Here is an 11,793-nt window from a genome sequence, read left to right on the forward strand (position 1 = left end):
ACACCGGCCATGCTCCGCCCTCCCCTGTGTCCGCGCACAGCGCGCTGATCAACAACAAAAAATTGGGGCCGAAGGCCCCAGGGGTTACACGAGGCCTTGCTCGGCCATTGAATTGACCGCGTCGCCCGCCACGATGAAGTGATCGAGCACCCGAATGTCAACCAGCGCCGCCGCCTGCTTGAGCGTCTGCGTCAAATACTCGTCGGCACGCGATGGACGGGCAGCGCCACTGGGATGGTTGTGCACCAGGACCAGAGCGCAGCTGTTTCGAAGCAGCGCATCGCGGACCACCTCGCGCGGGTAAACCGATGTCTGGCTCACCGTGCCCCGGAACATCTCGACGTAGTCCAGCACGCGGTTCTGCGCATCCAGATGCACAACTGCAAAGACTTCATGAGGCAGGTTACCCAGCCGGGCACGCAGAAAGTCCTTCACCACAGCGGGTGAATCCATCAAGTCGCTGCCGCGCACCTTTGCGGCCAGCAACTGCTGCGCCGCCAGCAGCACCTCGTCGGCCTCGGCCGGACGGTACTGGCCCGCGACATCGCGCACCAGAAAAGAGGAAGCGGCAACCGAGAGTGCCTGGAAGGAATCGAGGGAAGAGAACAGATCGTGCTGCATGACCAACTCCGGTGATCGGGCGGGATTGCCCGAGACCGGAACCGGCACGCCGCAGCGCAGCGGTCACAGGTTCGAAGACGGCCGAAAGGCCGCAAGCGCCCACAGGGCGCGCAGACCTTGACGGCGAGAACGGTGTGCAAGGATGAAGGGAACAGCAAGCCAGCCCCACCACACAAGCAGGCGTGAAAGGCAAGCGAAGCGCGCAGGCCGGGACGGCCGGAGGCGTCAGCGATCGGCGCCCGACAGGGTCGAGACGCCAGGACACCTGTGGCCTGGTGGCTCGATGCGCAGCACCAGAGCGCGGTCCGGTTATGCCGGAGACGCACAAAAATCCCGGCCGAAGCCGGGATGAATTGGAGCGGTTCAGACGCTTGTCGCTGTTTCAAGCGGCCTGATGAACTTCTGGCTCGTGCTCGTCCAGCGCTTCATCGGTCTGCACAGGCTCGGTCAGCATCTGCGGCAACCAACCCGAGCCAGCGGCCAGCCGCTCAGCTTCGCTGGCGATCTGCGCCTTCTTGAGTTTCGCCAGCCGTTGCACCTCACCCGGCGCGAAAACTTGGACGGCCTCCAGTGCCTTCGCCTTCGATACGTGGTCGAAGTAGCCTGCCGCCGTGGGCGTCCACCAGCTGTGCATGTCCAGCCTCACCGCTTGCTCCAGCAGCGCAGCGGGGGTTTCGTTCTCGCGCTGGGCGATGGCCGACACCGTCAGCCCCACACACAGGGCCAGCAGTGACAGCAGTTCTTCGTGCTCCATCACCAGCAGTTCGGCGAACAAGGCCTTCGGGTCTTCCGGCAATCGCGATGCCCATGCCTCCCGAACAGCTCGCAGGCCCCGCGCAGCAGGTGCCTCCGCAACGTCCGGCGCATGCTGCTCCAGCCGGTCTTGCGGCGTGGCGCTGATGTTGACCGGCGACACACCGCAGCCACCCAGGATCACCCGCTGCGCCAACTGGTGCACCAGCGCCACCAGAGCGATGCGGGGATGACGGGCCACCTCGGCTTGCAGGGCTGCGGTGCGGTGCGCGCTCAAGCGCCGCACCAGCTTCTCCGTCAGCCCGCCTCGGCTGGCGAGTGATTCTGCTGGCTCCCCCTCGCCTCCTGCATTTGCGTCCGGTATCGGCTGCGCCTGCGCCCGCAGCGCCTTGACCTGTTCCTCGCGCAGCAGCCCGCGATGCACCACCACCGCCCCCAAGGGGTCCACCGACACCACCGCCCCGGCCATGGCGACGATGCCGGGGTCGTAGACCACCAGGGTCTGTTCAATGGCGTCCAGTTGATCGCCCAGCCGGTCCAGTTCCTCGTGCAGTGCCTGTGCACCGTCATCGCTCAGGTTGTCGTCCTCGTCGTCGAGCTTGTCTTGAAGCCGCGCCTGCTCCGCCTCCAGCTTCTCGATGCGTTTGGCCTCGGCTTTGGTGGGTTCCCGGCGTGAGCGCCGCGCCCGCTGGAAGGTGTGCAGTTCGGCCGACGACACGCGCGGTGTGACTTCCACCCAGCTCCAGCCCTCGGCCCGCACCGATTCGGCCGCATCGGCCAGCCGGTCGCGTGCCAGCTTCTCCAGCAAACCGGCATCGGTGAGGAACACGCCTTTCTTCTCGTCCGCGAAGAGGTCGCGCCGGATGCCACCCCCTGCCGCCTCATAGGCCTCCACGCCCACGAAGCGCGCCAGCGCATCGCTGCTGGCGTCCACCTCGTCGCGGGTCAGGTGGTCCCGCAGGGACTCCGGGCTTCGCTGCCACTGTGGCACTTCGTAGAACGCGGCTTCCTGCGCCGCATGATCGTCGGTGATCGCCAGGGCCATCAACTGCTCCAGCGACACCGCGCCTTGCTGGTAGTCGGCCAGCAAGCGGGGCGAGACGTTCGCCAGCCGCAGCCGCCGCTTGACCACCAGCGGCGTGACGCCGAAGTCGGCGGCGATGTCTTCCAGCGACCGGCCTTCGGCCACCAGCGCCTTCCAGGCGAACAGTTCATCCACCGGGGTCATGGCCTCCCGCTGCACGTTCTCGCTCAGGCTCACGGTGCGGGCCGAGGTGTCGGGCACCAGCAGACAAGGCACCGGGTGGTCCTTGGCCAGTTTGTGGCGCTTGACCAGCAGCTTCAAGGCCGCCAGCCGCCGACGCCCGGCCACCACCTCGAACCACTGTTCATCGGGCGAGGTGATGACGGTCAGGTTCTGCAGCAAACCCACGCGGGCGATGGACGCGGCAAGTTCGGGAATGGCCGTGCCGCCGCTCTGACGCACGTTTCGGCTGGAAGGCCGCAGCCGCGACAAGGGGATCAGGTGCAGCTCGTAGGGAGCCACTTCAGGCACGGTGACGGATTCACCGGTCATGGTCGCAGAGCTGACGGCTGCCGCAGCAGCCACGGCGCTCAAGGCCAGGGTTTCGGATTGGGTAGCGGTGTTCATGTGAAATCTCCTGTCCCACACGGGGACCTTGTTCAAACAATGGAAGACATCGAGAAACGGTCGGGAAGTCAGTTGGTGCTGTGCATGGGCGCTCTCCTTGGGTGTTGGGCTCCGCAGGGGCCGCGAAGCCCTTCGCGGCCATGGGCAGCAGCTGGGGCCGGCGCGGGTGCGCCGTCAAGGGAGGAAGCGAAGGCGCTGGCGCGGCCCGCAGGCGCAGCCGAGGACACGGGCGCCGCAGCGGCCCTTGACGGGGGGAGCGCCCGCAAAGGCCAGGCAAGCCGGTGAAACCGGCGCGCAGGGGATGCGAATCGCGCAGCACTGCCGGAGAGAAAGGGGTCGGCCCATTGGGTTGAGGGTCAACCCCAACAGCGCAGCACAGCAACAGAAAAGCGCCGCTCCCGCGATGTACGGGGCGGCGCCACAAGGCCTCAACGCAGCGTCAATCTGTCGCAGGCACCATCGCCTGCAGTTGTTCGATCACGCCAAACTCGACAAAGACACACGGCTGCTCGGCCGCGACCGGAACGTTGAACATTCGGGCGAAGGCATCCCGCTTCAAATGCGCCAGCCGCCCGGTGCGGTACGCCTGATCAGGCTTCATCAGGCCCGAACCCGACGGCGTTCCGCTGCGCTGCGGATCGCATTCGACCAAGGCCACGAAGCCCTCCGAAAACATCCGCTGGTGCTCGGGACACAGCCCCCAGCCCGTCGTCGTGCGGTGCTTCATGCTCGCGCGCAGGCGCCGGTCGAGCAAGATGTTGCCGCTTTCAAAAGCAGTGCCGCACACCAGACAAAGCTGCTGCTCCAGCGAAACGTGTGATTTGTCGTCCATGACCAACTCCGGTGATCGGGCGGGATTGCCCGAGACCGGAACCGGCACACCGCAGCGCAGGGGTCACAGGTTCGAAGACGGCCGAGAGGCCGCCAGCGCACACAGGGCGCGCAGACCTTGACAGCGAGAACGGTGTGCAAGGATGAAGGGATCAGCAAGCCAGCCCCACCACACAAGCAGGCATGAGGATGGCAAGCGCAGCGCGCAGGCCGGGGGCATGCCATCGGCCGGAGACGTCAGGGATCGGAGCCGAATGGCCGCGACCCACAGGGGCGCGGGGCGCAGCCCGCAGAGCCCGACAGCGGCACGCCGGGACGCCATATCAAAATCGGCACTCTTCAACTGCTGCACCAACAGCACCGAAGACAAGTCACCCAGACCTATTTGCATACCCCATGACCACCGCCGCCAGAGCCAACACCACATCTTGGACCTTCCGTACCCGGTTTCGCCGGGGCGCGTTTGGCTGGAAAGGCACTCAGTTGGCCATCGGCCGCATCAACGAAGCCCTGACCGAGATCCGCGCCGTCGCCCGCCACGACCCCGCCCGTGCGGCCGAAGGTGCCGTGCTGCTGCTGGAGAAGCTCTCCCCTGCCCTGTTCCAGATCGACAGCTCCTCAGGCACCTTGGGCAACGCCACCTTCGCCACGGTCCAGGAACTGGCACCTCTGATCAGCCAGGCGCCCGTGAGCACCCCCGTGCGGCGTCAATGGCTGGACCGCCTGTTCGAAGCCTTCCAGGAAGACGATCCTCCGTACATCGAATCCCTGGGGGACCACTGGGGCGACCTGTGCGCCACGCAAGAGCTGGCCTCCGCCTGGGCCGATCAGCTCCTACCCACCTTGAGAAACGTGCTGCGCGAACGTACGAGCGGCACCTACGCCTTCTTCTCGGGCACCACTCTTTGCTACAGCGCCCTGTTCAAGGCCGACCGCCACGATCAGATCCTGGAACTGCTGGCCATGGACCCCCGCCCGATCTGGCCCTATCTGGTCTGGGGCGCCAAAGTGTTGGCGACCCGAGGCCAGATCGATGAAGCCATCGCCTACCTGCGTGAACGCGCAGGGAGTACCACCAGCGAAACTTTCATCGCCCGCTTTGCTGAAGAAGAACTGCTCAAGGCCGGTCGCCGCGCCGAAGCGTTCAACCAGTACGCCCTGCTGGCCAACCAGGCGAATTCCAACCTCTCGACCTTCAGGGCCCTAAAGAAGAAGTATCCGGAGCTGGCACAAGAAAAGTTGCTGGGGTACCTGGTCTCATCCAGCCCGGGTGAGCCCGGCAAATGGTTCGCCACCGCCAAGACCCTGAAGCTGTTCGAGCAGGCCACCCGCCTGGCCTGGGCCTCACCGTGCGACCCCAAGACCTTGAACCGAGCCGCACGCGACCACCTCAAGACCCAGCCAGACTTCGCCATGCAATGTGCGCTGGCCTCTTTGAACTGGATGTCGATGGGCCACGGCTACGAGCTAACCGGCATGGATGTGCAGGATGCGCATCGAATGGCCATCGAGGCGGCCTCCATAACCCAGCAGAACGAACAAGTCCACGCCACCATCGGGCAAATTTTCACCCCGGACAGGCCGATGTCCGTATGGATGAAGCGCTCCTTGGGATGGGTGCCGTAGCATGCGGCTCCAGCATGGCTGTTCCGTCTGTCCAGACATGAACGGTGGCGATTAGAAGCACAGGCTCGACACGGGCTGACACCAGGTTTTCCAGGTGCAGTGGCTGCTAGTGAGCGGCCGAAGTCTGGATGGTGTATGGGGACCGAACCCGCAGGGTCTCGGCCTGTGCACCGAGGTCGTACACCTCTGCGCAAAGCCAGCGAAACGATCAGGAAAGACCGTCGCCAGCCGGTACGACGGCTGGCAGACCCGTCGGAACCGGAAACGGATACTTGTGAGGCGCGATGGCGGCAAGCGCCGCTTCGGTGGCGGGCGTCACCGAAGCCACCAAGCCGATCCGCTGACGCGCCCGACGCAGTATGGATGGCTCGATCAATCGGAAGCCTCGGTCGTCCTTTGACTGGTAGTAGCGGAAGATCCAGTACGCAATCAGATCGGCCATCTGGATGAGGCGCGAGGCCTTCGAATCCAGGAAGAGCGGAACCTCTGCAAAATTCCGCAGTCGGCCCAGCGCATGGCCTTGGTGCTTGAACAATGACGAAAGCGCCTGCAGCTTCTGCTCGTACGAAGCCTTGTCGCAAACCACTAGGCCTCGCTGTGCGTCGCGTCGCCGGGTCCACATGTCCGCCAGGTACTGATCGAACTGATGCGCAACAGCCTCGAACGAACGTTCGAGGATCTGATCGTGCGGCACCATGGATTTCTCGATGACGGAAGCGAAAACCCGAAGTTGCAGTTGTGGGTTGCTGAGCAAGGACAGCACGTCCACCAGGGCCTGGACACGTTCCACCGGTGCCACACCGGCCCAGTCGTCCTTGGCGGTGTACATCGGCGATCCATGGAACTCGATGGACGAGGGGTCTTGCGGCCTGAACCGCTCAGCGATGGGATTGATCCTGGATTCCAGCCAGTGTGTCGAACGTTCGAACACAGCAAAACCAGCCAGGACGAAGAACTGGGTGCCTGGATCTTGCGGATGGCCCGACTCGTCAAGGTACAAGAGATGCACCAGCTGCCTCGGAAATGAAAACGGGTCGCAATGTGCGACCCGTCGGAATAGGAAAGCCAGGTGGAACAATCGTCCAACGCACCGTTATCGACAGCGCTCCCGGCTCAAGCAGATTGTACTGCCCACACCCGAGCGGCGCAACCTCAGACCGTTCGCTCGGGCAAGACAACAATGACCGGTTCACATGGGTCGGTGGTTTCCCCTCAACGATCTTCGTGATGGCAAGGTTGAGCCCATGATCGGCACCTGGGCCGAGGACAACCGAAAGTACTTCGATCATTCTGGAGTCGCCACAGAAGCGCTGTCACCCAGCAATGCAAGCAACAACACAAGTGCCTGCCGCTTTTCAGGAATGTAGTCGTGCCCGTCGTAGTGTCTGGCCTGAACGCCTGTCAGGCCATGCGATTGCAGATGCCCGCGCACCTCACGACTGATGCCTTCCCTGGCCAGTAAGGTCTCTACACCCGAGCGGATGCGCTTGAGCTGAAAACCTGTGATCTCCGCGCCGACAATCGCGTGCGCCCACCCCGTCAGCGTGCGCGCACCGATGGGCTTTTTCCCCTTTGTGGTCGAGAAAACGTATTCCCCTTCACGCCCCAATCGCTTCAGTTCGGTGGCAGCGAGGGATACCAAGGGCACCTGATGCGGGCGCGCTCCCTGGCTGGGCCGGCCTTTTCCGTCGAAGAGTGTGATGGCGTCGTTGCCAACATCCGCCCATTTCAGTCGGATGAACTGCTCAATTCGCTGCCCTCCGGTCAGCAGGTGCAATCTCAGCGCTGCCGACTCGATGCCTGGACGGTCAACGATCAGCTTCCAGTACGCCTTCATTTCCGCCAGAGACAAAGGGCGCTTGTCGGCACGGTCGAACTGCGGGGAACGCCGTGTCTGAGCTGCAGGGTTGAACGTTACCGCGAATGTCTTGAAGGCCACCGGAATGGCGGCCAGTGTCCGCACATCCAGCGCACATTGATAGGCAGCTCGCAAGTAGGACCGCAACTTGTTCGCTGTACGCCCCTTGCCACTTTCAATGAGCCGTCGCAGCATGTCGAGCACCTGGTCGGGCGTGAGGTCCACCGCAGGCGCCTTGGCCACCGCAGGCCACGCGTCCTTGATGTGCTTCGTAAAAATCCCCTGTGCATCCACATGGCTGCGACGACCCTGAGCTTTCAGGTACTCCACATAGGTATCGAGCAGCTTCTCAAGGGTGCGCGTGGATTTCTCGGCCTCTTCCGATTTCTTGGCGAGAAAGGCTTTTCGTGTCTCGGCCTTCGCCTCCTGCAGCCCACCCGTGTCGGCACGTTCAACATGCACCTCGGCCAGTGCCCTGCACTTCTCCAGCGCGGCAACGATGCCGTAGCCGCGCACAGTTGGCTGCAGCTTCTTGGGCGGTGCCGTCGGGTCGTAGACCCCGATGGGTTCGCGGCTGGTTTTGCCTGCATACGAATACCGCCAATAAAGCTGTACAGCGCCGTTGGCCAGCTTGCGCGCCTGCAGCGCACCGCCGCGATCCAGGCGGCTGTGCAAGGTCACGAAGGCGCTACCATCGAGCGATTGGATGGCCGCCGCCGCTGCCGAAAGTTGATCTTTTGCCATAGTCCGCGGTTGCTCTGGTGCCAGTCTGGTGCCAGTTTGGGCTGGGATGGCCTGGGACGGCCTGAAACCACTTTGGACGCAAGTTGTTGATTTGTAAAGGCTTTAGGAATGGCAAGTTGTATCAGAAAGTCCCGTAGAATCCCATCCCGAAGGACTGTTAATCCGCAGGTCCCTGGTTCGAGTCCAGGTCGGGGAGCCAAGTAAATCAAGAGTCAGCAGGTTAGCGCCTGCTGACTTTTTTTTTGGAATCGGCGTATCCGATACGCGTCCGAAATTCTTCGTGAAGACACTGAAGTTGTTGCGAGCCCTGGCTTCGCGTACTCGCATACGCTACCTACCCACAACAAAGCCCAGCCAAGCTTGGGTAGCGGACCATTTTTGCGTCATCGTGTCGGCCAGACGCTGCTTGTTGTTGTTTACGGAGAGCACGGCTAGGCCCCGCTGGAGCACAACACCTGGCAGAGCATGCAAATAGCGAAAAACCCAGCCTCAGCCTGTTTAAACCGCCTCACCGCGCTGCCAGCGTACATCGCCGCAAAGTGCCCGAGGATCACCAGGCAAGTTGGTGACGATGAAACAGGGGTTCCAAGCTTGCGCCCATTCAAATCTTGTGAACTAGCTACCGTTTATGGGGCCAGCTGTGCGCGACACAGTCGAACTTGTCGACGGTGCACTGTTTGAGTTCCGTGCGCTCGCGGCCATCCGCCATTGAGAGTTCGGCTATTGCGCCATGGGACCAGCGGGATGCCAAAAACATGGGTGCAGATACATGCGGACCGCTACCAGCGGCAAACAGAGGGCAACACCTGCAAATCCATGCACACTGCCGGGACAGTGCAAGCGGAAACTCGCGGAAATAAGACGATGAAGGTTGGTTGACCTTCATCTAAGGGTAGTTAATTTTTTGGGTACTTTGGCCTGCCCGGAGGGACTCGAACCCCCGACCTGCTGCTTAGAAGGCAGCTGCTCTATCCGGTTGAGCTACGGGCAGACACGATCGCGAAAAGACAATGAAAAAAGGCCCACAGAGTGGGCCTTTTTCTTTTTTGATGGTCGGAGCGGCGGGATTCGAACTCGCGACCCTCTGCTCCCAAAGCAGATGCGCTACCAGGCTGCGCTACGCTCCGACTAAGCTTTGAATTATAGATGCTTTTAAAGGGTATTTTGAGCTGCCCCCTGTTTTCTTCAACGTTTTTTGTATCGGGCCGTTCCGAGCAGGGTGTCGCGGGACCGTGCTCCGTCTGCTGCCGGCGTGCGCGAGCCAGCAACGCCGCGCTGCACGGAGGGGCATGGGGCTATCTTGTCTAACTGGGGCTTCAGGTCGAGAGGCTCTACTCCATCGATGCCCTGCTTTTTCCAGCTGCGCGGCCAAGGATAGATCGCAATATCGGCTGCGGTGTGTTGGCTGCGCGAAATGAATTTCGTAAGCCCAGCAGGCAGTCCATCGCGGCACAGGGCCACTCGGCCCCCATGGTGTAGCCGTTCACAGCACACGCGCTTTATTTCGGACGCGCAAATGCAAAAGTATCGAGCTTGCCCGAACAGAGCCCCAAGCCGGCGACCAGAAATACCGGCTGTTCCAGCGGTCTTATTGATTCCGCTGTACGAAGTTTGAACTTCAGTGTGCCGATGCACAGTGGGCAGTAGCCGAGAAATTAAAGACTTCACCGGGCTGGATCAATAATTTCGCAGGCGCAGATGAGGGCAGCAGCTTGCCCGTTTTGGACGCGAGAACAAGATGGATCAAGCCAAACTCAAACAGGATGATTGTTTTGTCGTCCGACTCATAAGAACCCACCCAGGCCGGGATGTGATACCTACATCGGTTTGGCAACTACCGGTTGGTGAAAAGAGGCGGTTGACGCGACGGGTTCTGTGCGGTTCGGCAGGTTAACTGCAAAAGCACGGTAGCGCACAGCATCCATCCGTATGGTCGCAGCACGAGGTGCTGAGCCACAGCTTGGTGTCCATGGGCATCAAGCGGCCGTTCAACAGCCCGGATGGGCCCGTTTCATTGGAGATGGGGCCGGGGATCTGGATCCAGCAATGGCGGCGGATGGCAACACATGCGTCGCCTCGGATTTGCGCGGCACGGGGACCCACCTGCAACCCAACTTTCTGGTCGCATGCGAACTGGCACTCGGGCATCAGCTCTTCTGATCATCTGATCATCTGATCATCTGATCATCTGATAAAGGACGATACCGATGGATCAACCCGACGCGACAAAGGCCCTTCAAATAGCTTCACTTGCAGCAGCCACCTGGTCCCGTCGAAAAGCTGGTGGGCGCTCTGGCAGCAGCTGCCGTTGAAAAACCCAAGGAGGCTTTGTCATGGTGCGCAGCCCGCTACGCGGGAATCTTTCCCCACGTCTCCCTAGCACAAACGACTACGCCACCCTAAGGTGGCGCAGCGCGTTGTCATGTATGACAATTTTTTGGTGGGCGGTGCAGGGTTCGAACCTGCGACCCCTGCCGTGTGAAGGCAGTGCTCTACCACTGAGCTAACCGCCCGAATGATGAATATGATCTCTCAGAAGCCTCAAATTATAGCGTGGTTTTTTGCTGATTCTGGCGGACTGAAAACTTTTTCCCAAAAGTGCGTTCTTCTTGAATACGTCAGGCGGCTTGCACCTGCCGCCATACCGTTTTCCCCTTGCAGGCCTTGTCTAGGTCGAGCAAAACGGCTTCATGTGCCAGTGCTTCCTGCTCATTGGCGTAAGTCACGGGCAACTCGATACGGCTCAAGTCAATCAGCACGATCTCTACACCCTCTGCATCCGACGTCTCCAGATCCATCAAAAGGGCGTCTTGCCCGCGGGTCATGTTGATATACACATCGGCCAGAAGCTCGGCATCGAGCAAGGCGCCGTGCAAGGTGCGACCGGAGTTGTCCACACCGAGCCTGTCACACAAGGCATCCAGGCCATTGCGTTTGCCCGGGAACATTTCCTTAGCCATCACCAGACTGTCGGTGACCTGACCAATGATGGTTTTCAACGGTGGCCGTCCCAGGCGCTCCAGCTCTTTGTTCAGAAAGCTGATGTCAAACGGGGCGTTGTGGATGATTAGTTCCGCATCGCGCAGATATTCCAGCAGCTCGTTGGCAATTTGTCCAAACTTGGGCTTGTCGCGCAAAAACTCGTTGCTGATCCCGTGCACCTTGAGCGCATCTTCGTGGCTGTCGCGCTCGGGGTTGACGTAGAAGTGCAAGTTGTTGCCGGTGAGCTTGCGGTTGAACAGCTCCACGCAACCAATTTCAATGATCCGGTCGCCATTTTCGGCAGACAGACCCGTGGTTTCGGTGTCCAGAACGATTTGACGCATGTGCTTGTTTCGTGTGAATCTGCTCAAGAGCTGGTCAGTGGCCTTCTTTGGCGTGGTTGATCGAGTACTTGGGAATCTCAATCGTCACGTCTTGCTGCGCGAGAATGGCCTGACAAGACAGGCGAGACTGGGGCTCCAGGCCCCAGGCGCGGTCGAGCAGGTCTTCCTCGTTTTCATCCAGCTCATTGAGGCTGTTGAATCCCTCACGCACGATGACGTGGCAGGTGGTGCAGGCGCACACCATGTCACAGGCGTGTTCGATATTGATGTGGTTGTCCAGCAGTGCTTCGCAAATGGAGGTGCCCGCCGGGGCGCTGACTTGCGTGCCCTGGGGACAATATTCGGGGTGGGGCAGTATTTTGATGATCGGCATGGGGTTTCCT

Annotated in this window: 8 protein-coding genes and 3 tRNA genes; 1 reads left to right on the plus strand and 10 read right to left on the minus strand. The window is 61.4% G+C overall.

The genetic code is table 11. From position 1 onward, the window contains the following. Positions 1 to 84 precede the first annotated feature (84 nt). From ACTG4K_RS06335 to ACTG4K_RS06345, 3 genes are all read right to left on the minus strand, one after another. A complete protein-coding gene (locus ACTG4K_RS06335) occupies positions 85 to 621 on the minus strand; it encodes a JAB domain-containing protein (protein ID WP_439113350.1) in 537 nt (178 codons plus the stop codon). A 382-nt stretch (positions 622 to 1,003) separates the two neighbouring features. Then, complete coding sequence (locus ACTG4K_RS06340; protein ID WP_439113351.1) at positions 1,004 to 3,025, minus strand: ParB/RepB/Spo0J family partition protein; 2,022 nt, start codon at positions 3,023 to 3,025, stop codon at positions 1,004 to 1,006. Between the two features lie 439 nt (positions 3,026 to 3,464). Next, positions 3,465 to 3,857, minus strand: coding sequence for an ATPase (locus ACTG4K_RS06345; RefSeq protein ID WP_439113352.1), 393 nt, complete (start codon positions 3,855 to 3,857; stop codon positions 3,465 to 3,467). 395 nt (positions 3,858 to 4,252) lie between these two features. Between ACTG4K_RS06345 and ACTG4K_RS06350 the strand changes: the two genes are divergently transcribed. Next, complete coding sequence (locus ACTG4K_RS06350) at positions 4,253 to 5,482, plus strand: hypothetical protein (RefSeq protein ID WP_439113353.1); 1,230 nt, start codon at positions 4,253 to 4,255, stop codon at positions 5,480 to 5,482. A gap of 208 nt (positions 5,483 to 5,690) precedes the next feature. Here ACTG4K_RS06350 and ACTG4K_RS06355 read toward each other — a convergent pair whose 3' ends face one another. The 7 genes from ACTG4K_RS06355 to fdx all read right to left on the minus strand — a co-directional run bounded on the left by ACTG4K_RS06355 (position 5,691) and on the right by fdx (position 11,783). Next, entirely contained in the window at positions 5,691 to 6,491 is an 801-nt protein-coding gene (locus tag ACTG4K_RS06355) for a DUF3800 domain-containing protein (RefSeq protein WP_439113354.1), read from the minus strand. A gap of 276 nt (positions 6,492 to 6,767) precedes the next feature. Beyond that, positions 6,768 to 8,084, minus strand: coding sequence for a tyrosine-type recombinase/integrase (locus ACTG4K_RS06360; protein ID WP_439113355.1), 1,317 nt, complete (start codon positions 8,082 to 8,084; stop codon positions 6,768 to 6,770). A 914-nt stretch (positions 8,085 to 8,998) separates the two neighbouring features. Beyond that, positions 8,999 to 9,075 (minus strand) — tRNA-Arg (locus tag ACTG4K_RS06365). A gap of 59 nt (positions 9,076 to 9,134) precedes the next feature. Beyond that, a tRNA-Pro gene (locus tag ACTG4K_RS06370) sits at positions 9,135 to 9,211 on the minus strand. A 1,311-nt stretch (positions 9,212 to 10,522) separates the two neighbouring features. Next, a tRNA-Val gene (locus ACTG4K_RS06375) sits at positions 10,523 to 10,597 on the minus strand. A 105-nt stretch (positions 10,598 to 10,702) separates the two neighbouring features. Next, complete coding sequence (dnaQ, locus tag ACTG4K_RS06380) at positions 10,703 to 11,410, minus strand: DNA polymerase III subunit epsilon (RefSeq protein ID WP_439113356.1); 708 nt, start codon at positions 11,408 to 11,410, stop codon at positions 10,703 to 10,705. Between the two features lie 34 nt (positions 11,411 to 11,444). Beyond that, positions 11,445 to 11,783, minus strand: coding sequence for an ISC system 2Fe-2S type ferredoxin (gene fdx, locus ACTG4K_RS06385; protein WP_439113357.1), 339 nt, complete (start codon positions 11,781 to 11,783; stop codon positions 11,445 to 11,447). Positions 11,784 to 11,793 lie beyond the last annotated feature (10 nt).

The organism is Hydrogenophaga sp., assembly GCF_965657535.1.
Lineage (GTDB): Bacteria > Pseudomonadota > Gammaproteobacteria > Burkholderiales > Burkholderiaceae_C > Hydrogenophaga.